This window comes from Microbacterium trichothecenolyticum (assembly GCF_000956465.1).
Lineage (GTDB): Bacteria > Actinomycetota > Actinomycetes > Actinomycetales > Microbacteriaceae > Microbacterium > Microbacterium trichothecenolyticum.
In genome coordinates this window covers 269,615-294,104 of sequence record NZ_JYJA01000039.1, presented here as the reverse complement: position 1 = coordinate 294,104, position 24,490 = coordinate 269,615, and the positions used below count along the sequence as shown (strand labels likewise).

Here is a 24,490-nt window from a genome sequence, read left to right as displayed (position 1 = left end):
GGCAACCTGTGACGTCGAACATCGAACTCGACGCGACGATGTCGTCGCAGAACGAAGCGGACTCGTCCGTGCCCGCTTCCTCCGGCGCGCCCGCATCGCCGCCGCCAGCGGCCACACGCCGGCAAGGGCGCGCGGACTGGCGTCGCCGCTACGCGCGCAACGTGTGGTTCACCGATCTGCTCGTGCTGATCTGGGTGGTCTACGGCACCCAGATCGCCTGGTTCGGCTTCGGCAACGCCGAAGTGTCGATCCGGGCTGATGCGCGGCTCAGCGACGTGTCGTACTGGATGTTCTCCGCTGTTCTCGTCATCGTCTGGATGTGGGCGCTGAGCCTCATCGACTCGCGCAGCGACCGCGTCATCGGCACGGGGCCGACAGAGTACGTGCGGGTGGTGCGGGCGAGCTACCTCGTGTTCGGCTCGATCGCGATCCTCGCGTTCCTGTTCCAGATCGACCTCGCGCGCGGCTACCTGCTCATCAGCCTTCCAGCCGGAATCGCCGTGCTGCTGTTCGTGCGCTGGCTGTGGCGCAAGTGGCTCGTCTCGCAGCGCCTCAGCGGCGCGTACTCGGCCCGCGTTCTTCTCGTCGGCTCTGAGCAGTCGGTGGTGCAGATCGCGAACGAGTTGCGGCGCACCCCGTGGGCGGGCTACCACGTGGTCGGCGCGTGCGTTCCCAGCGGCCGGATCGCGGCGACGATCGAGGGCACCGACATCCCGATCATGGGAAGCGTGTCGGCGATCGACCGGGCGCTCGCGTCGACGGATGCCGACACCGTGGTGGTGACGAGCACCGACGAACTGCCGATCGACAAGGTGAAAGAGATCTCGTGGGGTCTGGAGGCCGGCCGTCAGCACCTGGTGCTGGCGCCGAGCATCATCGACATCGCGGGGCCGCGCGTGCACACCCGGCCGGTGTCGGGTCTGCCGTTGATCCACGTCGAGACGCCGCGGTTCACGCGCGGCCAGCGTGTCGTGAAGCGCACGTTCGACATCGTGTCGTCGAGCCTGCTGATTCTGCTCGCCTCGCCGGTGCTGCTCGCCGTCGCCATCGGCGTCAAGGCGACCAGCCCGGGCCCGCTGCTGTACCGCCAGGAGCGCATCGGGCTGCGGGGCGAACCGTTCAAGATGAACAAGTTCCGTTCGATGCGCGTCGGGGCGGATGCCGAGCTCAAGGCGCTCCTCGAGGCGCAGGGCACGAGCGAGCAGCCGCTGTTCAAGGTGAAGGACGACCCGCGCATCACGCCGGTCGGCAAGTTCATCCGCAAGTACTCGCTCGACGAGCTCCCCCAACTGTTCAACGTGCTCGGCGGTTCGATGAGCCTCGTTGGCCCGCGCCCGCAGATCGCCGCGGAGGTGGCGCTCTATACGGATGCCGCCCGCCGGCGCCTGCTCGCCCGCCCCGGCATCACGGGGCTCTGGCAGGTGAGCGGCCGCAGCACCCTCGACTGGGAGCAGACCGTTCGACTGGACCTCTACTACGTGGAAAACTGGTCGCTCGTCGGCGACCTGGGCATCCTCTTCAAGACCGTGAAAGCGGTCCTGTCCCCCGGGGAGACGGCGCACTGATGAAAGGCTTGCTCGTCCACGAATGGATCGCCAAGAACGGTGGATCCGAGAACGTCTTCGCGCGGCTGGCGGACATCTACCCCGATGCCGACCTTCTGTGCCTTTGGAACGACGCACCGCATCGCTTCGATCCCGCGCGCACGCGGGAGACCTGGCTGGCCGGTTCGCCACTGCGTGGCCGAAAGGCGGCGGCGCTTCCTCTGATGCCCGCCACGTGGCGCAATCGCAAGGAGTCCGCTGATTGGATGCTGGTGAGCTCGCACCTGTTCGCCCACCAGATCACTCTCAGCTCCGGCCCGGTACCGAAGTTCGTCTACGTGCACACTCCGGCTCGGTACATCTGGGCGCCGGACCTCGACCTGCGCGGCGCGTCGCTCCCCGCGCGCGCCATCGGGGCGCTCTTCAAGCCGATCGACCGCAAGCGCGCCACATCTGCGACGAGCATCGCTGCCAACAGCGAGTTCATCGCAGGTCGGATTCGCGAGGCTTGGCACCGGGACGCCACTGTCATCTACCCGCCGGTCGAGACCAGCCGCATCCAGGCGATCACGGACTGGGCGGACGAGCTGACCGCCGAGGAAGCCGCCCAGTTGGAGGCGCTTCCTCCCCAGTACGTGCTCGGCGCCTCGCGGTTCGTCTCATACAAGCGACTCGACCTCGTCATCGCGGCTGGTGAGGCTGCCGATGTTCCCGTCGTCCTTGCCGGCACGGGACCCGACGAGGATTCGCTGCGTGCCCGCGCGGCGGAGGCGCGGGTACCCGTGCACTTCGTGCATCGGCCCAGTGACGCACTGCTGTACGCCCTGTACCAGCGCGCCCTCGTCTTCGTGTTCCCACCCATCGAAGACTTCGGCATCATGCCCGTCGAGGCGATGGCGACGGGCACACCGGTCATCGTCAACAGCATCGGTGGTGCGCGAGAAAGCGTCGCTGCCCCGGTGGCGGGAACCTTCTTCGAATCGGAGGACGCGTCGGAGCTGCGCCGGGCCGTCGAGGTGGCCGCGGCAGTCGATCGGTCAGCCGTCGCTGCACGAGCGCGCGAGTTCAGCGCGGAGCGCTTCGACGAGGAGATCCGCTCCTGGGTCGATGAGCACGTTGGCTCCTGAGGCGTCGACAGCGGTCCTGTCGTCTCGCGTGCGCAACACGCGATCAAGCACCGCGCGCCCATCGAGCTTTCGCCGAGACCTCCAAGGCCTTCGCGCGCTCGCGGTCCTAGTGGTCTTCCTCGATCACATGATCGGCTGGCCGACAGGCGGCTTTGTCGGCGTCGACATGTTCTTCGTGATTTCAGGGTTCCTGATCACCGGCCTACTTCTTCGCGAGTATGACAAGTCGGGTCACATCTCGGCGAAGAAGTTCTATATCAGTCGCGCCAAGCGGATCGTGCCCGCCGCGACGCTAGTGCTCGTCGTCACGGTGTGGTTGTCGTTCCTGGCCTTTTCCGGTCAACGCGCGTGGAGTATTGCCTGGGACGCGGTGGCGAGCTTCTTCTTCTTCGCGAACTGGAACTTCGCCCTGGAGGGGACGGACTACTTCCAGCAAGGAAGCGCGGTCTCGCCGTTGCAGCACTACTGGTCGCTGTCCGTCGAGGAGCAGTTCTACTTCGTCTGGCCATGGCTGCTTCTCGGACTGCTTGTGGTCTTTGCCGGGTTCGGGAAAAAGTCCAGCGCGCGTACGCGGGCGATCGCAGGCACAACCATCGCGGCCATCTCCGTCGCGTCTTTTGGATGGGCGCTCGTACAGTCGGTGTCCTCGCCGACGCTCGCCTACTTCTCGACGGTGACCCGAACGTGGGAACTCGGAATCGGCGCGTTGCTTGCCGTTGCCGCGCCCATCTTCTCGCGGCTAGCAGGAGCGGCTCGTGTCGTGATGGCCTACGTCGGGCTGTCTGCCATGATCGCGGCTTGTTTCGTGATCACCCCTGAGACTGTGTGGCCGGCCCCGTGGGCCCTGCTGCCCACGCTCGCTACCACCCTCGTGATCGCTTCAGGTGTTGGCGCTGAGTCTCGCTTCCTCTGGCCATTGACCAATCCGGTCTCCGTTTACATAGGGAACATCTCCTACAGCCTCTACCTGTGGCACTTTCCCGTCATCGTCTTTGGCATCGCGCTATTCCCCAGTGCGGGCGAGGCCGTGTACTTCGGAATCGCCATCGTTGGATTTGGCCTCGCGATTGCCGCGTACCACACTGTCGAGCGCCCGCTTTGGAAGTCTCCGCTTTGGGTAAGCCGTGGGCATCGGGCGTGGAAGGCATGGCGGAGCGAGAATGCGCGGGAAGCCGGGCTGGGGCTGCTGGCAGGGGCCAGCGTCGTCACCGCCGCGCTCGTTGCTCTTGCGCTCACACCACTGCTGACTCCGCGACCAGCCATCGCCTACGAACCGAAAGACTACTTCGCCGACGCTTCCGCATCAGAGCCTTCTACCCAGGCCGACGCGTTGACAGCTGAGATCGTAGCGGCATCCCGCGCGACGACGTGGCCATCGCTAACCCCGTCTATCGACGAGATCGGATCGAACTCGAAGGTCGATGCGTGGGTGCAGGATGGGTGTCTGGCGGGTGAGCGCGGGGCCGAAGCAGACTTCACCTCCGTCGCAGCGAGATGCGTGTACGGCGACGCGAATGCGCCTAAGACAGCCGTTCTCGTCGGTGACTCCGTCGCCATCAGTTGGCTCCCCGCCCTCGAGGATGCCCTCACCAACGAGGGGTGGAAGATCCACGTTCTCACAATGCAGCAGTGCGGATTCGCAAACATCTCGCTTACGACGAGCGATGGCTCAGCCCATCCGAAATGCGATGAGTATCACTCATGGGTGCCAACCGAGATCGCCCGCCTCAATCCGCAACTCGTGGTTGCCTCGCAGACCGATTCGACAGCGGCGCGAGTAGCAGAGGGAGGCCAGGCTCAGCTACAGGCGGCGGTCGCGTCGACGCTGAAGTCGTTCGCTTCAACCGAGCGATCAGTCGTGGTATTGCCAGCCCTGCCTCGAACGGTTGCGCTCGGCGACTGTTATACGGCGGCAGGTAGCCCAGCGAACTGCAACCGGCCGGTTCCCGAGGAGCATCGTTCCGCGACGTCGCTGTTGAGCCGCGCCGCAGGTGGCGCGACGTTGGTCCAAACGGATTCGCTGTTTTGCGCGTCTGGCACATGCCCGATCCAGGTTGCAGGGTTCGTCGTCCGCGCAGACGTAACCCATGCCACGGAGGCGTACATGCGCTTCATCGCTCCCTCAGTGAGAGCAATACTCGAGGAGTCGGTGCCGCAACTGAATTGAGTGGCCTCTGGCTTGAATGCGTGACAGGGCGCTATCGTCACCCCTCATACTCCCGCTTCGACAACGCTAGCGAATCGGTTGATGGCGCTCGCTGATATTGCCTATTTGTCCTCGAGAGGGACTTGCCTTCGATCGTAGACACGGTGTCGGTTCACTATGCGCTTCCGCGAAGGCAAGCCAACCTCGCGCTCTAGGCGTTCTCGTAGCTGCCCAGATACCGCCACCGCTTCAGCGTCATCAGGCGACGGCCGCGACGGCCTCTTCGCAAGACGACAAGATGACATTTGACAACCCCTTCCCTACGGTCCTCATTGCGAGGACCATCGGAAATCACTCGGTGGCTATGGCCCCGTTCTCAACCGCCGTCGACAGTGTCCCAAGCCATCGTTCGGGGAGCGAGAAGTCGCGATACGCACTACGCTGCGTTAACACGGGGCAACTGCGCAACTTCCCCCGCGGGCACCTGATCGCGCTTTCCCCAGGCATACCACGCACAAACCGCCAATGTCAGCCACAGCCAAGGCTCTGAGAGATTGGGACCAGCGACACTTTTCGATACGAGCAGTGCTACGGCTGCCCAAGCGGCAGGCAGGGCTGCGGTGACTTGGAAGGCGCGGGCTAGGACTGCGATCGCGAAGAACGCATAGAGGAGCATCCCAACGATGCCCACCGTGCCAAGAAGCATAGGGACGAAAGTTGACGGTCGATTGCTGCCGAGCCCTGCTCCGACAAACCAAGTGTCGGTCAGCACACCTAGGGAGAAGGCGTCGGCCGCTGTGCGGTTCGCGAAGCTAGTAGTGAGTAGCTTGGAATCAACCGAGTTGTTGACATAGTCCCAGACCGTGCCGCCAACGGAGATGACGGCTACAAGAACCCAGGGAAGCAGAATTGCGGCCGCGACGGGGATTCGGTTCGTCTGTAACCACCGCGCACCCGCAGCGGCCGAGAGGATGGTACCGATCAAGATTCCCGCGACGAGCGCTGTGCTGGAAGTGGACACCGCAGCGAGGAAGATGCTCCCAGCCATGCCAGCATAAGTCCACCCTGCGCGGCCTCTCCTGGTGTAGCTGCAGAGCGCAAGAAACACGAAGGCGGTGAGTGCGAAGGCTGCAAGCTGGGAGGGTTCGGGGAACATTCCACGGAAGCGTTGTGCGCCGCCGTACGCGACATCGATGTATCGGACCGCAACAGCGGTGTCGAAGAGGTCACCGGGCCACGTCACTCCAGCCTCTCGTGCCATATACCGGCCAATGTTCAGGGCAACTGCGAAAAGCACAGCAGCCCGAAGCGCGGGCATCGGGTCTACCGAACGCGAGGCGACATACAAGACGAGCGCGACTGCAATGACGACGTACAACACCTGGGCGACGTTCGAGAACGTGTGCGTCAGCGCGCTCGGATCTGATACTTCGCTGTCTGTGCCACCGCGCGGCGCAAGCACGGGAATCCCCGCAAACACGATCGGCGACAAAGCGGTCACGATCGCGGACCAGCTCGCAAAGAGTATCAGGGCGCTGCGCCCTGGGCGCGATGCATGCACGGCTCCCTTCAGAGCGCCAGTCGCCAAAGACGCGACGAGCCCGACGGCGGCGGTGCAGTAGAACACCGGCAACCCGTTGTTGCCGATTGAAACAGCGACCGAGGTGGGAAACGCGGCTGACAGCATCACTACGTGGAGGACACCCCGTCGGGCAATCGCGGCGACGACGACAGCGACCGCAAATCCAACGCCGAGCACCGTCATAGGTTCGCTCGATCAAAGTTGCATCCTACGGACCAAACGCAGATACCTAGGGAAGACTCCCGCACTCGAACCGTCAACCTCTTCATCGCGTCACCTCTGTGCGGGCTCGCGGAAGTCGGAGATGAGATCGAGTCCCTCTTCCATACTGCTCACGAAGTTCGTGGTCGAGAACTGTCCCGTGTACGCACGCACGATTGCCGAGATCTTGCCGTATGAGTTGTCGAAGACGATGTTCGGAATACCCAACAAAGTCGCCAGCACATGGGCGTGAAGACGGTCGGTCACGACGAGCGGACGGCCCGCAAAGAGCCGCACTGCGGAATCCAGATTCATCTCGAGCAGCGCGTTGCCGGCGGACTCGAGCACACGACGGTAAGAGGGCGAGTTGCGCAGCGCTGGGACGACGCTGGTGACGCGTCCCGGCGTCTTCAGGAGATGCCACTTTGCGACGGTCGGCCAGCCTATGTGCCAATCGGTCGCCTCGTCGTCTGCGCCTAGGTACGGCAGGATCGCCGTCTTCAGGGGGTGGAGGGCTTCGTGGTCTTCTCTGAGCAGCGCGAGAACGCCGCGCGCATCGATGTCAGGCGCCGCGGGCGACCAGCCGAGCGCGGCGTCAGGCGAGAGGACGGTCCGGACGTCGGGAAGGCCACGGGACGCGCGCTCCAGGGATTGCTCGTCGCGCACGATCAGCGTGAAGTCAGCGTGCGCACCAAAGATCGCATTGGCGCGCGCGGCGCTCTCCGCCGTCTCGAACTTGATCGACTGCGGCAGCTGGATGATCTTGCGTCGAGGGAAGTCTCGTACGACCTCTTCACGCCCTCGCTGGAACACGGGCCAGACGTCTCCGAAGTTGCCGCCACCGTGCAAGAGCAACGGCGTGTCCTCGGACGACTTTGCGTTGATGACATCCGCGCTGTAGCGCCGGAGATCGGAGGAGAGCGCAACTCGCTTGCCGATCTGGCGCAGATATTCGACCTCGCCCCCCCAGATCATCGAATCACCAGCATTCCGGTGGCTCGGTACATCGAGCAGTACGACATCGCTGGCGTCGCCGATGAGCGATGTCCAGGTACGGCTGGTGTCGTTGCGGATGCTCTGCAAAATCTCCCGATCAGCGCTGTGCATGATCTGACTCCGATCTCAGGGTCGTTCTCGGCTGCATCCGCACCCCGGAGGGTCGCGCAGCGACAAAGGATGATTCGGTCACGCGAAGGCCCTCCGCATGAAGCCCACGATCACTTTCAGATCCCCGCGCGCTCGTCCGCTCAGCAGCACGAGCACACCGAGGTAGGCGGCAGAGGCGGCCAAGCCAGTGCCGACCGCCAGGAGTGGCTGGTCGATCGCGAATTCAACCACCCAGCCGATGATGCCGATCGGCAAGCCGACCAGCAGGATGGACAGTCCCGCGCGGCGCAGCAGCAGCAGGCCATCGAGGCGGAGATTGCGCCCGACCGTGATGAGGGAGATCACCCAGTAGGCGAAGAGGCCGACTGAGCCGCCGATCGCTACGCCGAGGGCGCCCCACGGCAGCCCGGCGAGCGTGCAGACGACGATGACCGGCTGGAACCACATGTAGACCTTGAATTGCGTCGCCGCTTCGCCCCTCGAAAGGTACGCCCAATAGGAGATCTGGGTGAGCGCCCTGAAGACGCCGCCGATGCACATCGCCTGGAAAATCGGGCCGGCAGCAGACCACTGCGGCCCCAGGGCGATTTCGATCACGGAGGGCGCCAGGCCCGCGAGCAGGAAGTAGAGCGGCGCGACGACGTACGACCCGACGAGTTGGGCCTTTCCCAACGTCGATTCGAAGGCGTGCGGGCGCGCATTCCAGACCCGCGAGATGACGGGAACTGCGACTCGCGTGAGGGGTGCGGCCACTTGCGCGAACGGCGCCATCGCCAGCTGATACGCACGGTTGTAGAGACCGGTCACCGATGCATTCCACGCGATCCCTAGCGCAACCGTCGGTACGCTGCCTACGAGATAGTTGATCGCTTGTGTGCCCGTCACGCTGATGCCGAACGTGATCAGTCCCCGCATATTCGCGCGGCGCGCCGGCAGCCCCGGCCACCATCGGGCGAACACCACAGCTAGCACCAAGCCGCCGGCCGAGTAGATGATCAGCTGAGCGACAAGAGCCCAGTATCCCGCACCGCCGATGGCCAGCATGATCGCTGCCGCCAGTCCCAGCAGCTGCGGCACGATATCGACCGCAGAGAGGCGTACGAACCAAAGATTGCGGTTGATCTCGGCTCGGAACTGCGCAGAGATCCCGTTGATCAGATAGATCACAGCGACGGCGTGGGTGATGGCGACGAGTTCGGGGGTTCGAAAGAGCGCGGCAAGTGGTTCGGCGAGCAGGAACACGGCTGTCGCGAAGAGCGCTCCAGAAGCCGTGTTGATCCAGAACAGATTCGACTTCTGAGCGCGCGACAATGTCGCCGCCTGAACTGCCGCCATCGACAACCCGAGATCGCGAAGAATCTCCGAGACGCCTACCACCGCCGTCACCATGGCCAGCATTCCGAAATCCGTCGGCGTCAGCAGCCGTGACAGCACGAAGATCGAAGTGAAGTGAATGCCGATGCGCAGGGCCTGAGCGAGCAGCGTCACACCGCTGCCGCGCGCGGCCGCCCCTGCGAGATTCGTCTGGTCAGCGGACAAGCGCCGCCTCCTTGAGCCCCAGTTCGACGACCGCCTGTGTGATCTCGGTGATGCAATGCGCGTCGTCGAAGTGACGCGCCCTCTCGCGCGCGGCATCGGACAATGACTGCAGCGCGCTCGGTTCGCCTTCCAGCGCTGATCGGACCGTCGCGGTGAGGGCCGAAAGATCGCCTGTCGCGTACAGGAAGCCGTTCACCCCATCGCTGATGATCTCCTTCGGACCACCGGAGTCCGCTGCAACGACCACAAGTCCGGCCGCCATCGCTTGGACGATCACCTGACCGAACGGTTCCGGGACAGTGGAGCAATGCAGAAGAACGTCGTGCCGGTCAAGAAGAGGCCTCACCTCGGCAACATGGCCGAGGAATTCGACAGACTTCGAAACCCCCAGTTCTTCGGCGAGAGCGCGCAGGCTGTCGTCGAACGCCTCCTCCCCGAAGAGAGGTCCGCCAGCGACGGTGAGCGTGACGCTGTGGCCCTGAGCAATGAGCGCCGCAACGGCACGGACGGCGAGATCGGGCCCCTTCCAAGGGGCCAGCCTCCCGAGGAACACCAGCCTGGTCGGTCGGGCTGCGAACTGCCGGCTGTGTTGGGTGTCATCCGCAGCGATCCCCGACGGACTGTAGACGACGCGAGTATCGAGCCGTGGCTTCAGGGTGCGCACAGTGCGCTCGGTCGAGATCGAGTTGGCCAGGCATCCGCTGACTCGCGTGAGCGTCACCCAACGGGTGAGCGCGACGGCGACGCGCGACATTGAGCTCGCGACGAGCTGATCGCGCGCCCAGTAGAGCGAGGTCGTCAACCGGTCCTGCGCAAGCGCCATGTAGAACGAGCCGCGCATGGAGTTGCCGATGAAGATGCGGTCGCGTCGCCGCTTCATCGCAGCGCGCAATTCCCGCAGCTGACCGAGGAGCCCGCCGCGCAAGACGATGACTTTCGCGGAGGCTGACGATTCGAGATCGCGCCACAGCGGCCCGTCTTCGAACGTGATCACCTCGACGTCCACATCCGACGCGCCCTCGATGTAGCGCGCAAGGGCGAGCTCGGCACCACCTGGAGTGGCTGTGTGGGTGATGAAGGTGATCGACGTCTTCATGACGTGACCCCGGCGTAGCGGAAAGGGGCGAATCGCTCGATGTCCGCCAGTGAGCCCTCGGTTCGCAGCAGCCATGCGGTCGCAGCGAGGTGACGGTGCACGTAGTCGTCCGCGGTCAAGCCGCGCGACGCCTTGGAGGGCGCATCCGCAGCAACCCCCTCGGCGGCTCGCCCCACGGCCGTGCGAAGCGAAGACGCATCGCCAGCGGCATAGAACTCGGCGTAGCCCTCGAAGTAATCCCGCACTCCGCCGATGTCTGCGATCACGAGTGGCTTGCTGAGACTCATGGCCTCAAGGCCGACCGTGATTCCGGATGCGTGGTGATTCGAGTGCAGAGGCACCACCACAACCCCGGCTCGGGCATAGGCCGCAGCCATCTCAGCGGTCGATCGGGACTGTTGGATATTGACACTAGGTGCGTTCTGCGTGTCACTCTGCTTCAGCCGCCGAGTCAGGATCTGAGTAGGTATTGGAGCCGGCATTGACACCGCGGTCATCAGTGTCTGCCAGTCGCGGTGACGATCGTTTCCCGGGGCCACGACCCCGGAGCCGCCCGAGTGAGGATTAGGGGAGGAGATGTCCTGGGTCCCGAACGGAATCAGGGCGACGGGGGCGGGCTGCAACTGCGCGCGGGCGATTTCCGCATTCTCGCGGCTCAGAGTGGTGTGGAGGCTCGGCCCCTGAAGCAGTGAACGGTAAAGACCCCGTCGAAATCGGCCGAGGGACGGCCAGCGGTCCCACAGCCACACGCTCTGCGCGATCATCGGCCGCGGTTCCCACCTCAGAACTCGTTCGACCGCACGGATAGCGAGATGTTCGTGCTCTGTGTGCGTCCACACGACATCTGCTTCACGCCACGTCCTTCGGTTGCGCCAGGCGTGAACGTAGTCGAATCCGAGAAGAAAAGTGGTCGCTCGGCGGAGAAACCGTCCGACCCGCGACTCTGCAGCGTCACTTGACGACGTCAAGTCGACCATGCCCGCCGCGCCCCCGTATCCATACGGGGTCGCTTCCCATACCTCCCCGCGGAGGTGTCGGTCGCTCCATGCCTGGAAACTTCGACCGTGGTCGAGGTGGACGTATACGCGCGTGCTATTGGCCGGGCTGGTGCCTGAAGTGAAAGAGTCTGACTTCGTTGACGACTCGTAAGGGAAGTCATTCTCTAGGGGCAAGCGGGACTACACTCCATTCCGAAATATGCAGATCCCCAGCTGCCGGGGACACGATAGCACCCTCGTGTTACAGGCTTTGTCACACGAGGACCTCGCGGTGCCGGAGGCGTTTCACCGGGCCACGTGGGCCACCGGTGCCCGCTCGATCTGGTAGGAAATAACCGAGTCCGCCTCACGAGCGACGCTTGGCAATGACGCACGAGCAGCGAGCTTCCAACAACAAGGAGTCCCCATGCGTCTGTCAGTCATCGGTTGCGGCTACCTCGGTGCCGTCCACGCCGCCGCCATGGCCTCGATCGGTCACGAGGTGATCGGCATCGATGTAGACGAGCGGAAGATCGCGTCGCTCTCGCAGGGCCAGGCGCCGTTCTTCGAGCCCGGTCTGCAGCAGATCCTGTCGGACGGGATCGCGTCGGGTCGCCTGCGATTCACCACCGACATGGCCGAGGCGCACGGTTCCGACGTGCACTTCATCGGCGTCGGCACCCCGCAGCAGAAAGACGGCTACGCCGCCGATCTCACGTACGTGAACGCCGCGGTCGACGGCCTGATCCCCTACCTCCGCGAGGGCGACGTCGTCGCCGGAAAGTCGACCGTGCCGGTGGGCACCGCGGCCGAGCTGGCCGAGCGGGTGACGCCGACTGGCGCCACCCTGGTGTGGAACCCCGAGTTCCTGCGTGAAGGCTTCGCTGTGCAGGACACGATCGATCCGGACCGCCTCGTCGCCGGTGTGCCCGCGGGTGACGCCGGCGAGCGTGCCGCCGACGTGCTCCGCGAGGTCTACCACACGGCCGTCGCGAAGAACACGCCGTTCATCGTCACCGATCTCGCCACCGCAGAACTCGTCAAGGCCGCGGCCAACGCGTTCCTCGCGACGAAGATCTCGTTCATCAACGCGATGGCCGAGATCGCGGAGGTCACCGGTGCCGACGTCACCCAGCTCGCCGATGCCATCGGCCACGACGCGCGCATCGGCCGCCGCTTCCTCGGTGCCGGCATCGGGTTCGGCGGCGGCTGCCTCCCGAAGGACATCCGCGCGTTCTCGGCACGTGCCGAGGAGCTCGGCCGCGGCGAGTCGGTCAGCTTCCTCCGCGAGGTCGACGCGATCAACCTGCGGCGCCGCGAGCGCGCCGTGCAGCTCACCGTCAACGCCCTGGGCGGCTCGGTGTTCGAGAAGAAGATCACGGTGCTGGGGGCCGCTTTCAAGCCGCACAGCGACGACATCCGCGACTCCCCCGCGCTCGACGTGGCGGTCGCGCTCCACGGGCTCGGCGCCATCGTGACCGTGACCGACCCTGAAGCGATCGACAACGCGCGGGCGCGGCATCCGCAGCTCAACTACGTCGCCGACCGCGACGAAGCCCTCACCGGCGCCGACGGTGTGATCGTCGTCACGGAATGGGACGAGTACCGCCGCCAGCTGCCGCCCGAGCACGCCGCCTCCCTGGTGGCCGGCCGTGTCATCGTCGACGGACGCAACTGCCTCGATGCCGCCGCCTGGCGCTCTGCGGGCTGGGAGTACTTCGGCATGGGACGCCCCTGACACCTCATGACGCACCGACGACGTCGGGCGGGCGCGTGCTCGCCCGACGCGAGCTCAGCCGAGGTAGCGGCGAAGGCCCACTTCGATCTCTCGCCCACGACGACGCACGCGCACGAGCGTGACGCCGTCGGCCATGAACGCCTGGGCCGATTCGTCATCCAGACGCACACCCTTGACCGGCTGCCACCCGTCGTCACCGCGGTATTTCGCGATCACGCGCCGCCGTGCGGTCGCGCTTCCCAGCACGTCGCGCCGGTACGCTTCGCGGAACGCGGCCTGCGCACGACGCTGCGCGCGCGACGAGGCGGCGCTGTTCACTTCGCCGTCCCCTCCGCGGTCCCGATCGGATCGAACGCACGTCGACGACGCGCCCCCCGGCCGCTCCCACATTCTGGCCGCATCGCTGAGAGCGCCGCAAATCGGCCGGCGCACTCCATTCTCGAGCCGCGTTTAAGGTGGAGCGCGTGACCCGACCCGTGCTCCCCTCCTCCGCCCGCCGTGCGGGTGCCGTGATCGCGTGGGTCCTCGGCGGCATTCTGCTGCTCATGCTCGCCGCGGCATGCTGGCTCGGCGTCCGAGGCCTTCTCGCCTACCAGCACCTCGAAGCGGCGCGCTCTCAGGTCGCCACGATCCGCGACGGTCTCGACGATCCCGCGGCCGTGACGGAACGGCTCGGCGATCTGCAAGCCGACACCGCCGCCGCGCACGACCTCACCAGCGACCCGGTGTGGAAGGCGTCGGAGTCCCTCCCCTGGGTCGGACCCCAGCTCGCGGCGGTCTCGACCGTAGCCGCCGCGGTCGACGACCTCGCGGCCACGTCACTGCAGCCGCTCGCCGACGCCGCCGGAGGACTCTCACTCGACGCCCTCCGCCCGGTGGACGGCCGATTCGACCTCGAGACCATCGCCGCACTGCACCCCGCTGCCGCGGAGGGAGCCGCGGGGATCGCCCGGGCCGAGGCATCCGTCTCATCGATCGACTCGACGGCTCTCGTCGCGCCGCTGCGCTCGGCGGTCGACGACATGAGCCGCATGCTCGGCGACACCGCCCCCGCCGCCGACGCGCTCGCCCGCGCGACCGCGCTCCTGCCGGCCATGCTCGGCGCCGAGAGCCCGCGCGACTACCTCGTGCTCGTCCAGAACAACGCGGAGTGGCGCTCGCTCGGCGGCATCGTCGGCGCGATGGTCGTGCTGCACGCCGACGACGGCCGCCTCACGCTGACCGCGACAGGCTCGACGGCCGACTTCACCCGGTTCGACGATGCGGTCGTGCCGATGGATGCGGAGACCCTGGCGCTCTTCGGAGAGCGCCCCGCGCGTTACATCCAGAACGCGACGCAGATCCCGGACTTCACGGTCAGCGCCCCGATCGCACGAGAGATGTGGGCGCGCGAGTTCGGCACGTCGGTGGATGGCGTCCTCACCATCGACCCGGTGACGCTGTCGTACCTGCTCACCGCCACCGGCCCGGTGAACCTTCCCACCGGCGACGTGCTCACGGCCGACAACGCCGTCGACCTGCTGCTGAACGAGGTCTACCTCCGGTACGCACGGCCGGCGGATCAGGACGCGTTCTTCGCCGCAGCATCCGCCGCGGTGTTCACGGCGCTCGTGGACGGGGAGTCCGACCCGACGACCCTCATCGGCGCGCTCGCCCGGGCGGGCGGCGAGCGTCGCCTGCTCATCTGGAACGCGCACGAAGACGAACAGGCGCTGCTCGACGGCACGACACTGCAGGGTCGACTGCCGGTGACCGACGCCACGACCACGCGATTCGGGGTGTACGTCAACGACGGCACCGGATCGAAGATGGACTACTACACGGAGCTCACGGCCGGCGTCGGCTGGTGCACGGGCCCGGACTCGGACTCGCTGGCCGAGCTCACCGTCACGCTGCGTAACAACGCGCCTGCCGATGCGGCTTCCCTTCCCGCCTACATCACCGGCGCGGAGAACTACGGCGTTCCGCGCGGCAGCGCCCGCACCGTCGCCTACATCTACCTCCCCCAAGGAGCCGAGCTCGTCGCCTCGGGTGTAGGCGATGACGCAGATTTCGCGGGTTTCGGCGGCGGCATGCACGCGGGCCGTCTCGTGCAGATGTGGACCAGCGAACTGGCTCCGGGCGAGCAGTCCACGGCGACATTCGTAGTGCGCACCCCACGGACTCCCGCGCTCGGCACCGAGTTGTCACCCACCATTAACGCTGCAGAAACAGGCGCGGTTGCATCTTCCTGCGAATCTGCCCAATAATCAGATGAGAAGGCGTTCATCGAAGAACCTCGGTGGGCGCCTTTCTACTGGGAAAAATGCACATCGGTGTTCTGGGGAGACATCGCGCCAATGGTTGCGACGACCGAACGAATAGAACCGGGTGAATTCCATGAAACGTCACATCTTCCGCGCAGCTGCCGTCGCACTTCTGGCGGCGGCGCTGACCACACTTCCCCTCGCTGCCAACGCGAGCACGTACCCGCCCGCCGGCTCGGGCACCGTCTCCAGCTCCACCGTCGTTCCTGGCGGTACCGTCACCTTCTCGGTGGCGAACGACATCTTCGAGCCGGGCGAGCCCGTCACCGTCACGCTGACCGGTGAGAACGCGAGCGGCGCGTCGCTCGCTTTCGTCAAGTTCGCCGTGCAGACCAAGACGCTCGGCGTGCTCGAGGCCAACGCCCAGGGCGGTCTCGACCCGATCTCGATCCGCTTCCCGGCCGACGCGAGCGGTCCGTACACGATCACCGCGATCTCGCCCTCGGCGGGCGGCGGCGTGTCGGCCACCGTGACGGCGGCTGCGGCCGGCAGCGGCGCGGGCGGCGGCGTCCTGCCCGCGACCGGCTCCGACAGCGCCTCGCTGCTCGGTGTCTGGATCGGCGGTGGCGCACTCGTCCTCGCCGGTGGTGCACTCGCCGTCGTCGCGGCGGTCCGCCGCAACAGCCGCGCACGCGTCACGGCCTGATCGAACGAAAAAGAAGGACCCTCCGGCTCTCGGGCCGGAGGGTCCTTCTCGTTTCAGCGCACCACGGCGGTGATCGTCACCAGCTCCGCCAGGACGTGCTCGCTCACCGAGCCCAGCAGCAGCCGCGCGAGTCCGGTGCGGCCATGGGTGCCGACGACCGCCAGCCGCGCGGTGGCCGCCACCTCGTTGATGACAGAACCCGGATCGCCCTCGGCGACGTAGGTCTCGATGCGGAGGTCGGGGTGGGTCCGGCGCACGTCGGCCAACAGCTCGTCGAGGGATCGCTCGGTCTGAGCCTGGAGGTCTGTCAGGTAGAGGTCGGGGTGGAACGAGACGCTTCCGCCCATCGCGTAGTCGGCCCCGGCACTCACAGGGATCCATGCCGACACGGCCGTGAGTGCGTCGCCGGATGCTGCGGCCTCCGCCGCGGCGAACTCCAGTGCCCGCTGCGACACGTCCGACCCGTCGACGCCCACCACGACGCCGCGGCGATCCGAGAGGTCGAGATCCGGGACGACGATCACCGTGCAGTGCGCACCCGCGACGATGCGACGGCCATGCGGCCCCCGCCGCACGTGTCCCTCGCCGCCGAGGTCGCTGCCGATCACGAGCAGCGCGGCATCCGCGGACTGCTCGATCAGCACCTCGGTCGGGTTGCCGTGCGACACGACCGTGCGCACGTCCAGGTCGGCGCCCTGCAGGCGCGCGACCTCCCCGTCGGCTAGCGCCTGGGCGTCGTCCAGCGCGCGCTGCAGCACCTCGTCCTCGCCCACGGCGCCGACCGCCCCGCCCACCACCGACACGAGCACCAGATCGCGCCCGGTGGCCGCCGCGCGACCCGCCGCCCAGTCGGCGACCCGCTGCCGCACCGGTCTACCTGTCACACCTGCCACGATCGCGTCAGCCACCCTGGCTCTCCCTTCGACGTCCCGAGGCTAGCGACGCGCACCGCCGCGAGGGAAGTCGGACCTACCCCGCCGGCGCTCCGGCCGTGAACGGGGGAACGAGCTGGACGGTCTGCTCGGGATCGATGATGCGCATGACGGCGGTCTGCAGGATCGTCCGGTTCACGATCGAGGACGCGGAAGCGAACCAGGCCTCGTAACTCGTCCGGTTATCGGGCAACGCCCACGCCAGCTCGAGCCCGTGCGTGAGGACACCCTGGGTCTGGCCCCCCATCGAATGCTCATAGGCGAGCTGGGCGTCCATCGACGCGGAGATGATCAGGCGCCGCGGCCCATCGTTCACGCGCTCGCGCACGATGACCGGATCGGGCACGAAAAGGCCGCGCACGATCGTTTCGGAGTGACAGGAGTCGACCACGATCGTCGCTGTGAGGTCGCGGCGCGCCTCGCGCCAGAACGGCACCCACCAGTCGTCGATGAGGGGCAGATCGGAGAGGGCGAACAGCTCGTCCATGCGGTCAGGCTCCTCGGGATCCCACGTCTGCACCTGGAAGCCGTGCCCTACGAGAACGATCACCAGCGACGTGCAGGTGCAGGGAATCTCCCGACGCACGTGCCTTTCCAGTTCGGCGGTCACCGCCGCGAGCGTCGTGTCTTCGGGGCTCTCCAGTCGAGAGATGACCGCGTCGGGCGCGGCGTCGATGACCATGTTCGTGTACGACGCGAGATCGGTGCTCACGCCTTCCAGCGCAGCGAATCGGAAGTCACCGTCTTGGTAGGGCTCGGTGGCGGTGACGAACCTTCCGTCGTTGTCGGACCACCGCACCGGCGCCGGCGCGGCCACGCCGATCAGCACCGCGTGCACCTCGCTCATTCGTCACCAGTCGTCGACTGCCCGTCGTCGGTCTGCGTGGTCGCGGGCGGATCGGGGATGGCCTGTCCGACCGTCAGCGCCGTCAGCGAGAGCACGATCAGCAGCACGCCGATGACGAATGCGGCAATGGTTCCGCGGACCTTGCTCAGCGCCGCCGCGAGCTTCTCGACGTCGGCGATGCTCATGCCCAGGCCCCCGGCGCCCCTCGAGCCGCCTGCAGCGATGGCCACCCGCGCGCGCTGTCGGCCTCTCGCCTCGAGCAGCGCCATCCAGACTCCCGCAAGGATCGCGATGACTCCGGCGGCGAGCGCGACAGTGCTCGCCGCCGCGATGACCCGCTCGGTGAGGTCGGATTCGGTGTCGTCGAGGCCGCCCATCGGCAGGATCCACAGGAGCATCCAGGCGGCGAGACCCGCGAACACGAAGGCGAGCCCCCGGAACACCTTGCCCGTGCGGCGGGCGAAGTCGGCGTCGTACTCGCCGACTGCGACCTCGGCAGGGCCGACGATGTCCCCGCCGCCTCCGTTGCCGGGAGGCTGCCCCGTGACGGGGCCCATGGTGAGGGTGATCCGCATCGGCGCCGACACGACCTCGTCGGCTCCTGCGCCGACCGAGGCATGCACCTCGGCGGCCGGCTGCGCGGTGAACACAACGTTCGCGTTCCATTCGGTGGCCGTGGCGGAGCGGGCCGCGTTGGCGAACGTCGCTGCGATCGGCACTGTGCCCGACTTCAGGGATGGAGCGGGGATCGCCACCGTCGACGTCACGGTGAACCTCACGGGCGCCCCCGGCGGCACTGCTGCGAGCGGCGCGGGCGCGGTTACCGGCTGCTTCGGAGCCACGACTGCGGCGAGGGTCAGCACCGGCTTTCCGGGCGCGGGGGCCGGGCCCGGCGCGGGCGCTGGGGCCGGCGCGGGCGCTGGGGCCGGCGCCGGAGCCTGGTCGGGTGGCGCGGGCGCCACCGGTTCGCCATCCCCTCGCGGCGGCACGGGCGGTTTCTCCCCTTCGGGCGCATTCGCCACCGGCGCTGGGGGAGCTGCTGCCGCAGCATCCGCATCGGCGCCGTTTGCTGCAGGCTCGTTGTTCTGAGCGTCGTTCATGGTCTCGCCCCCCGGTCGAACCGGCACGGCGAAACAGCCGCGCCTTCGCGCTGGACCCGAACCGATTGCGCGTTCCCCCCGGCAACCGATGCCCGGATGCTAGCGCTGCGGATACCGCCGCACAAGGGGCCGCAACGGCGCCGTCCGACCGGACGCGGGGCGGGGCGCAGCATCCGTCAATCCGGAATCCTGCGCCGCTCCATCAGGTGCACGATCGCAAGGCCGATGGTGGCGCCCAGCACGTTGGCGACGATGTCGCGCAGGCTCGGCGTGCGCTCGGAGAGGAGCAGCCCCTGCCCCGACTCGATCACGAGCGTCGTCGCGAGGGCGATCGGCACGACGAGTCCGCGGTGCAGCGGAAGGACGAGCGCCAGCAGCACCCCGAACGGCACGAACAGCGCGACGTTCGCCGTCGTCTCGATGAGTTCGTAGGTCAGCCAGGGAACGGCGCGCGTGATCGCGTGGAGAGGGGCTGACGCTCCGCGATCCACGGGGGTCGGCCAGAACGCGATGAGCGCGAGCATCACGCCATAGACGACGAGCAGACGGATGCCTCGCCCCTGCGTGCGACGCAGGTGGAAGGTGGCGACGGCCGCGGTGGAGGGCTGCGCGGGCGCGACAGCGGGTGCGTCGGTGATGGCGGGCTCCCCTCGGTCGGGCGCCGCGACGCTGCCGCGCAGTGCGGCGATTCTACTCGGCACCGCGTTCGAGCGAGAGTGCGCACCGGCGTAGGGAACAGATGTTCGATGGTAACGATAGGGATTCAACCTGAAGATCGGCGATGGCCGAGAATCAGGGGCGATTTCGCGAGCGGTGGTCTTAATTATTCGAACAAATCTTTGACATTCGTGCTCGCCTCCGCTACGCTGAATGCATGACCAGCGCACTGTCGTCCCTCGCCGAGGCGATCGACGTTGCGCGGGGAATCCTGCCCGACGAGCGCGACATCGCGTCGCTCTCGCCGGCCGAGCTGATCGCTCTCAACGAGCAGATCGGGCGCGGCAAACGTCTTGCCGAGAGCGTTCAAGCGCTGGTGGCATCCGAGATCCAGCGGCAGTCACGGCCCGAGCTCGGGCCCGACAGCCTCGCGAAGATCCAGGGCTTCCGCAACCCCACGCAGTTCATCGCGGCGACGATGGGCACGACCACCGGCGACGCCGCCCGGCTCGTGAAGGTCGGCGAGGCCACGACTCCGCGCATGCTGCTCTCCGGCGACAAGGCACCTGCCCGGCATCCGCACGTCGGGCAGGGTCTGAGCGACGGCCGCATCGGAGCGCAGGCGGCGTCGGCGATCATCGCGATGCTCGACCGCGTCGCGATCCGCGCCGGAGCTGAGAAGGTCGACGAAGCCGAGAAGCTCCTCGTGTCGCAGGCTGCCGGGCTCCCCCTCGACGCCCTGTCGAAGCTCATTCTCCGCGCCGAGGCCTGGCTCGACCCCGACGGTGTCGAGCCCCGCGAAGCGGACCTGGCGGCCGAGACGGGGCTGACCATCCGCCGCGATCGCTCCGGCGTGATCATCATCAACGGCAAGTTCGACCCGGTGAGCGGCGCGCCGGTCGTGACCGCGCTCGAAGGCATGGTCACTGCGAAGCTCCGCGCCCAGCGCGACGTCGAGAACGCCCGCGCCACGCCCGCGCCCGATGCGCCCGCGACGCCCCTGCTCGATGAGACGACGGATGCTGAGCGCCGCACGATCCCGCAGATGCAGGCCGACGCGCTCGTGAGCATCTGCGAGCACGCCCTCGGCTGTGACGAGAAGGACCTCCCCCTGAACGGGGTGACGGTGGTCGTGCGCATGGACCTCGAGACCCTTCGCCAGGGCACCGGCACGGCCGAGATCGACGGCATAGACGCTCCCATCTCGGCCTCGGCGGCCCGCAAGCTCGCGTCCAGCGCCTCCGTGATCCCCTGCGTGCTCGGCGGCGACAGCGAGATCCTCGACTGGGGTCGCGAGCGGCGGCTCTACTCCAGGTCCCAGAAACTCGCCCTCGGCGAGCGCGACGGTGGGTGCACCGGGTGCGGGCTTCCGCCCCAATTCACGAAGGTGCATCACATCCGCTGGTGGAGGCGAGACGCCGGCCCCACCGACCTCGACAATGGCGTGCTGCTCTGCGAATCGTGCCACCACCGGATACATGACAACGGGTGGGACATACAGGTCGAAGGCACCGGTCGAAAGGCCAGGGTGTGGCTCATCCCACCCGTCTACGTCGACCCCGCGCGCACTCCACGCCTGGGCGGACGCGCCCGCTACGACTTCGCAGCCGCCTGACCCAGGCGGGGCACGGTCGTCGGGGCAGGCCGCTATCGTGATCGCCATGGCATCCGCTGGGTCGACGTCGCTCGAGCGCACCTACCGCTACCTGCGGATCGGGCTGGCCGGCACCGTCATCGCGATCTTCGTCGCGATCGCCCAGGCGGCGACGACGTACGGCTGGCTGACCTCCGTCAGCGACTACTTCTACACGCCCGCCCGCGATGTGTTCGTCGGGGCGCTGATCGCAGTCTCCCTCGCGCTGTTCGCCCTGTCGGGACGCGGAGCGGAGCGGGCTCTCCTCGATGCCGCCGCACTGTTCGCGCCGCTGATCGCCCTGGTGCCGACGACTCTCGCACCCGACGCCGTGCCCGGCGTCAGCGTCCCGTGCACGGGACGCTGCTTCCCGCCCGCGTATGAGGCGGACGTCGCGAACGGCGTGGTCGTCTACCTCGTGCTCGGGATTCTGCTGCTCCTCGTCGCGCTGGTGCTCGGCGCGCTCGGCCAGGTCTCGCTCGCAGCGGTGTGGCCGTCGCTGCTGATCGCGGCCGTCGTGATCGCCGCGACGGGGCTCACGTGGGCATTCGCGCGAGACGCGTTCCTGCAGAACGCGCACTTCATCGCGACGACGGCCTTCTTCGCACTGTTCGCGGCGGTCGCCGTGCGAGGCGCGTTCCCTCGGCAGGGCCCGCCCCCTGCCCCGGTGTTCCGTGTGCTGTACACCGCGATCGCGGTGGGGCTCGTGCTGGTGCTCGTGGCGTTTGTCGTGCTGCTCCCGCAGGCGGGCGGCTCCGGCATCCCCATCGTCCTCATCGTCGAGGCGATCGCGCTCACGCTGTTCTTCGTGTTCTGGGTGGTGCAGGGGATCGAGAAATGGAGTGACCCCGACCCGTCGCTCCTCTAGGCAGCGCCGCTGCCTGCCGCCGCCGTCTCGGGGTCGCCGATCTCGACCACGCGGCGCACACCCGCGGCGGGGTGGGCGGTCACGAGGATCGGCAGATGATCGCTCAGGCCCTGCGGCAGCGTCCGCACGCGGTCGATCTCGAAGCCGATCGAGGTCGCGAAGTCGTAGTGACCGCGGAAGAAGCGGTAGCGCGTGTACGTGCGCGAGTCCGACAGGTTCAGCTCGTACCCCTGCTCGCGGATGTGCTGGCCCAGCCGCTCCTTGAACACCGGGTAGTTGTAGTCGCCGACCATGAGCGCCGGCAGCCCCTCGCCGAGCTGCTGCAGCTCGCCGAGCGCCGTGCGGATCTGGTGGCGGCGCAGCGAGTTCAGCGCCGTCAGCGGCGCGGCGTGGAACGAGGCCACGATGAGATCGGTGTTCTCGTCGATGTCGTGCAGCCGGACTCCCAGCAGCCGCTCCTCCGCGGGCTTGAGCACGCGGTCATGCAACGACTTCTTCAGCGCGAGCGCCCGCACCTCGACCGCGCGGTAGGTGTTCTCGCGGTAGTACACCGCGAGCCCGAGACGGTTGCGCTGCGTGGAGTCCGCGAGCCGCAGCCCCGAGATCTCTTCGGGGATGTCGGACGTGTCCGCTTCCTGGAGGCACAGCACGTCCGCGCCATGGCGCTCGACCAGGTGGGCGAGCTCCCCCGCCGCCCGGTGCTTGCGCAGGTTGTACGAGATGACCTTCATGACGACCACAGCCTATGCCGCCGACGTGGCGAGCGGATGGCCTTGACAGGAAGCTCGTATGTACGAAAACCGGATGCTGCGGCTCTTGAGTGGTGTGCCGGTTCACGGCATCCGAGCGTGAACCCGCACCCCGATCCTGGAGGACCCCATGACCACCGCATCCCCGAAGACCGTCCGCGCCGAGCTCGCCGACGCGCTCGACGCGAGCCGCATCGCCCGTGAGACCGCCGAGCGCGAGCTGCACCGCAGCATCGCCCTGCGCTCCCGGGCCGCCGAGGCCCTCGAGCGCACCGCGCGTCGACCCGGACTCGACGAGTCCGAGCGCGCCCGCTTGCGCGCCGAGTACGCCGCCGCCGACCACGTGGTCGCCGAGCGCCGCGCGGTCTTCGAGAAGCGGCAGGAGTTCGAGCGCGCAGCATCCGTCGTCGCCCGCGCCTTCGAGGCCGAGGCGACCTCCGCGAGCCCGCTCGCGGCCGCCCTGCTGCAGCTCGTCGGCTCGAAGCGCGGCGGCACGGCCCGGCACGGCGCACTCGCGTCCGGACGCACCGCGCCCGCCGCACGCGTGCGCAGTCCGCGGCCCCGCACGGCCTGACGCGACACGCCGGAGCGCCCGCCCTCGGGCTCACTTCTCGTAGGCTCGCCTTCGTGCCCACCTCGCGACGGACCATCACGATCCTCGCGATCACGGGCGCCGTCGCCGTCATCGCAGTGGTCGCCGCCGTCGTGCTCCTGGTCGGGCAGGCTCCCGAGCCGCCCGGTCGCGGCACGAAGATCGTCGCCTCCGACCTCTCGAAGGCGGCGGATGCTGCGACCCGTGCCGCCGACGGCAGCCCCGAGCAGGCCGCGGCGAAGTATCTGAGCGCACAGCCCACGGCCGTCTGGCTCACGCCGGAGGGCGATCCCACCGACGTCGTGGGCGAGCGCATCGCCGGGCTCGCCGCGGAGGCGCGCGATCAGTCCGCGCGCATCGCGGTGGTCGTTTACGGCCTGCCGGAACGCGATTGCGGCGGGCACTCCGCGGGCGGTCTCGACGGGGATGCGTATCTCGAGTGGACGCGCGCGATCGGCGATGCGCTGCACGAGGCCGCCGACACGTCCCCCCTCGTGATCCTCGAGCCCGACAGCCTCGCCCTCGCGCCCGAGTGCGGAAACGTCGACGAGCGCGTCGAGCAGTTGAGCGCCGCGATCGAGACTCTCGCCGGCGACAGCACCTGGATCTATGTCGACGGCGGCCACTCGAACTGGCTGGCCCCGGCTGAGATGGCCGACCTCATCGACAGCGTCGACCGTGCGTCCCGCGGCGACGGGGAGCGAGGCATCCGCGGCTTCGTCACGAACGTGTCGAACTTCCAGGCGACCGACGACGAGGTGGCGTACGCCCACGACGTCGCCGGACGCCTCGACGGACTGCACGCGATCATCGACACCGGCCGCAGCGGCGCGGGCTCGAACGGCGAGTGGTGCAATCCGCCCGGGCGTCTCGTCGGAGAACCTGGCGGCACGATCGGCGACGACGTCGTCGACACGAACCTCTGGATCAAGCCGCCCGGCGAGAGCGACGGCGACTGCAACGGCGGGCCTGCGGCCGGGCAGTGGTGGCCGGAGGCCGCCGTGGAGCTCACCCGGGACGTAGTCGCGGATTGATCTCCGACCAGGCATTCCCGGTGTTGTGTAGCATCGGGAGTACTTTGCGCATGCGTCGGGGGCCGCGGC

The 24,490-nt window shown here is 67.6% G+C and carries 21 protein-coding genes; 10 read left to right on the top strand and 11 right to left on the bottom strand.

From position 1 onward, the window contains the following. The first annotated feature begins 8 nt into the window (after positions 1-8). The 3 genes from RS82_RS17005 to RS82_RS16995 are packed head-to-tail and all read left to right on the top strand — an operon-like array spanning position 9 to position 4,838. Positions 9-1,565 (top strand): sugar transferase, encoded by a 1,557-nt coding sequence (locus RS82_RS17005; RefSeq protein WP_045301563.1) that lies wholly within the window; start codon positions 9-11, stop codon positions 1,563-1,565. After that, positions 1,565-2,671: a glycosyltransferase gene (locus RS82_RS17000; protein WP_045301561.1), complete on the top strand. Its 1,107-nt coding sequence runs from the start codon at positions 1,565-1,567 to the stop codon at positions 2,669-2,671. Before RS82_RS17005 ends, RS82_RS17000 begins: the two co-directional genes overlap by 1 nt. Then, complete coding sequence (locus RS82_RS16995) at positions 2,652-4,838, top strand: acyltransferase family protein (RefSeq protein ID WP_045301559.1); 2,187 nt, start codon at positions 2,652-2,654, stop codon at positions 4,836-4,838. Before RS82_RS17000 ends, RS82_RS16995 begins: the two co-directional genes overlap by 20 nt. 415 nt (positions 4,839-5,253) lie before the next feature. On the opposite strand, the gene RS82_RS16990 is transcribed toward RS82_RS16995, so the two are convergent. The 5 genes from RS82_RS16990 to RS82_RS21170 form a co-directional block, all read right to left on the bottom strand. Continuing rightward, complete coding sequence (locus RS82_RS16990) at positions 5,254-6,582, bottom strand: hypothetical protein (RefSeq protein WP_045301557.1); 1,329 nt, start codon at positions 6,580-6,582, stop codon at positions 5,254-5,256. A gap of 90 nt (positions 6,583-6,672) precedes the next feature. Beyond that, entirely contained in the window at positions 6,673-7,707 is a 1,035-nt protein-coding gene (locus RS82_RS16985; RefSeq protein WP_084695726.1) for a polysaccharide pyruvyl transferase family protein, read from the bottom strand. Positions 7,708-7,785: 78 nt separating this feature from the next. Next, positions 7,786-9,246, bottom strand: coding sequence for a lipopolysaccharide biosynthesis protein (locus tag RS82_RS16980; RefSeq protein ID WP_045301555.1), 1,461 nt, complete (start codon positions 9,244-9,246; stop codon positions 7,786-7,788). Then, complete coding sequence (locus tag RS82_RS20810; RefSeq protein WP_052676898.1) at positions 9,236-10,342, bottom strand: glycosyltransferase; 1,107 nt, start codon at positions 10,340-10,342, stop codon at positions 9,236-9,238. The genes RS82_RS16980 and RS82_RS20810 overlap by 11 nt, the downstream gene beginning before the upstream one ends. Then, positions 10,339-11,106: a glycosyltransferase gene (locus RS82_RS21170; RefSeq protein WP_169748720.1), complete on the bottom strand. Its 768-nt coding sequence runs from the start codon at positions 11,104-11,106 to the stop codon at positions 10,339-10,341. Before RS82_RS21170 ends, RS82_RS20810 begins: the two co-directional genes overlap by 4 nt. 640 nt (positions 11,107-11,746) lie before the next feature. Here RS82_RS21170 and RS82_RS16965 point away from each other — a divergent pair. Continuing rightward, positions 11,747-13,057, top strand: coding sequence for a UDP-glucose dehydrogenase family protein (locus RS82_RS16965; RefSeq protein ID WP_045301553.1), 1,311 nt, complete (start codon positions 11,747-11,749; stop codon positions 13,055-13,057). Between the two features lie 54 nt (positions 13,058-13,111). Here the strand turns inward: RS82_RS16965 and RS82_RS16960 are convergent, their stop codons facing one another. Then, positions 13,112-13,375 (bottom strand): hypothetical protein, encoded by a 264-nt coding sequence (locus RS82_RS16960; protein ID WP_045301551.1) that lies wholly within the window; start codon positions 13,373-13,375, stop codon positions 13,112-13,114. Between the two features lie 146 nt (positions 13,376-13,521). On the opposite strand from RS82_RS16960, the gene RS82_RS16955 reads away from it, so the two are divergent. Both RS82_RS16955 and RS82_RS16950 read left to right on the top strand, forming a co-directional pair. Next, a complete protein-coding gene (locus tag RS82_RS16955) occupies positions 13,522-15,306 on the top strand; it encodes a DUF4012 domain-containing protein (protein ID WP_045301708.1) in 1,785 nt (594 codons plus the stop codon). A 130-nt stretch (positions 15,307-15,436) separates the two neighbouring features. Continuing rightward, on the top strand, positions 15,437-16,009 hold the full coding sequence (locus RS82_RS16950) for a hypothetical protein (RefSeq protein ID WP_052676896.1): 573 nt from the start codon (positions 15,437-15,439) through the stop codon (positions 16,007-16,009). Between the two features lie 53 nt (positions 16,010-16,062). Here the strand turns inward: RS82_RS16950 and RS82_RS16945 are convergent, their stop codons facing one another. The 4 genes from RS82_RS16945 to RS82_RS16930 form a co-directional block, all read right to left on the bottom strand. Next, positions 16,063-16,917 carry a universal stress protein gene (locus RS82_RS16945; RefSeq protein ID WP_045301549.1) on the bottom strand — a complete coding sequence of 285 codons (855 nt, stop codon included), beginning with the start codon at positions 16,915-16,917 and terminating at the stop codon, positions 16,063-16,065. A 61-nt stretch (positions 16,918-16,978) separates the two neighbouring features. Then, complete coding sequence (locus RS82_RS16940) at positions 16,979-17,788, bottom strand: caspase family protein (protein WP_045301547.1); 810 nt, start codon at positions 17,786-17,788, stop codon at positions 16,979-16,981. Continuing rightward, positions 17,785-18,567 carry a hypothetical protein gene (locus RS82_RS21400; RefSeq protein WP_157005653.1) on the bottom strand — a complete coding sequence of 261 codons (783 nt, stop codon included), beginning with the start codon at positions 18,565-18,567 and terminating at the stop codon, positions 17,785-17,787. Before RS82_RS21400 ends, RS82_RS16940 begins: the two co-directional genes overlap by 4 nt. A gap of 497 nt (positions 18,568-19,064) precedes the next feature. After that, entirely contained in the window at positions 19,065-19,589 is a 525-nt protein-coding gene (locus tag RS82_RS16930) for a VanZ family protein (RefSeq protein WP_052676895.1), read from the bottom strand. A 173-nt stretch (positions 19,590-19,762) separates the two neighbouring features. Between RS82_RS16930 and RS82_RS16925 the strand changes: the two genes are divergently transcribed. Next, complete coding sequence (locus RS82_RS16925; protein WP_084695722.1) at positions 19,763-21,160, top strand: HNH endonuclease; 1,398 nt, start codon at positions 19,763-19,765, stop codon at positions 21,158-21,160. A gap of 46 nt (positions 21,161-21,206) precedes the next feature. Next, positions 21,207-22,046 carry a hypothetical protein gene (locus RS82_RS16920; protein WP_045301700.1) on the top strand — a complete coding sequence of 280 codons (840 nt, stop codon included), beginning with the start codon at positions 21,207-21,209 and terminating at the stop codon, positions 22,044-22,046. Here RS82_RS16920 and RS82_RS16915 read toward each other — a convergent pair. Continuing rightward, a complete protein-coding gene (locus tag RS82_RS16915; RefSeq protein WP_045301543.1) occupies positions 22,043-22,777 on the bottom strand; it encodes an endonuclease/exonuclease/phosphatase family protein in 735 nt (244 codons plus the stop codon). The genes RS82_RS16920 and RS82_RS16915 overlap by 4 nt on opposite strands. Positions 22,778-22,925: 148 nt before the next feature. Here RS82_RS16915 and RS82_RS16910 point away from each other — a divergent pair, with 148 nt between their 5' ends. Both RS82_RS16910 and RS82_RS16905 read left to right on the top strand, forming a co-directional pair. Further along, a complete protein-coding gene (locus RS82_RS16910) occupies positions 22,926-23,369 on the top strand; it encodes a hypothetical protein (RefSeq protein WP_045301541.1) in 444 nt (147 codons plus the stop codon). A 53-nt stretch (positions 23,370-23,422) separates the two neighbouring features. Continuing rightward, entirely contained in the window at positions 23,423-24,421 is a 999-nt protein-coding gene (locus RS82_RS16905; protein ID WP_045301539.1) for a glycoside hydrolase family 6 protein, read from the top strand. Positions 24,422-24,490: the final 69 nt, after the last annotated feature.

Coding starts and splice junctions, on each gene's coding strand:
- RS82_RS17000 (WP_045301561.1), top strand. CDS start 1,565: ATGAAAGGCTTGCTCGTCCACGAATGGATCGCCAAGAACGGTGGATCC.
- RS82_RS16995 (WP_045301559.1), top strand. CDS start 2,652: ATGAGCACGTTGGCTCCTGAGGCGTCGACAGCGGTCCTGTCGTCTCGC.
- RS82_RS16990 (WP_045301557.1), bottom strand. CDS start 6,582: ATGACGGTGCTCGGCGTTGGATTTGCGGTCGCTGTCGTCGTCGCCGCG.
- RS82_RS16985 (WP_084695726.1), bottom strand. CDS start 7,707: ATGCACAGCGCTGATCGGGAGATTTTGCAGAGCATCCGCAACGACACC.
- RS82_RS20810 (WP_052676898.1), bottom strand. CDS start 10,342: ATGAAGACGTCGATCACCTTCATCACCCACACAGCCACTCCAGGTGGT.
- RS82_RS21170 (WP_169748720.1), bottom strand. CDS start 11,106: ATGATCGCGCAGAGCGTGTGGCTGTGGGACCGCTGGCCGTCCCTCGGC.
- RS82_RS16965 (WP_045301553.1), top strand. CDS start 11,747: ATGCGTCTGTCAGTCATCGGTTGCGGCTACCTCGGTGCCGTCCACGCC.
- RS82_RS16950 (WP_052676896.1), top strand. CDS start 15,437: ATGAAACGTCACATCTTCCGCGCAGCTGCCGTCGCACTTCTGGCGGCG.
- RS82_RS16940 (WP_045301547.1), bottom strand. CDS start 17,788: ATGAGCGAGGTGCACGCGGTGCTGATCGGCGTGGCCGCGCCGGCGCCG.
- RS82_RS16925 (WP_084695722.1), top strand. CDS start 19,763: ATGACCAGCGCACTGTCGTCCCTCGCCGAGGCGATCGACGTTGCGCGG.
- RS82_RS16920 (WP_045301700.1), top strand. CDS start 21,207: ATGGCATCCGCTGGGTCGACGTCGCTCGAGCGCACCTACCGCTACCTG.
- RS82_RS16915 (WP_045301543.1), bottom strand. CDS start 22,777: ATGAAGGTCATCTCGTACAACCTGCGCAAGCACCGGGCGGCGGGGGAG.
- RS82_RS16910 (WP_045301541.1), top strand. CDS start 22,926: ATGACCACCGCATCCCCGAAGACCGTCCGCGCCGAGCTCGCCGACGCG.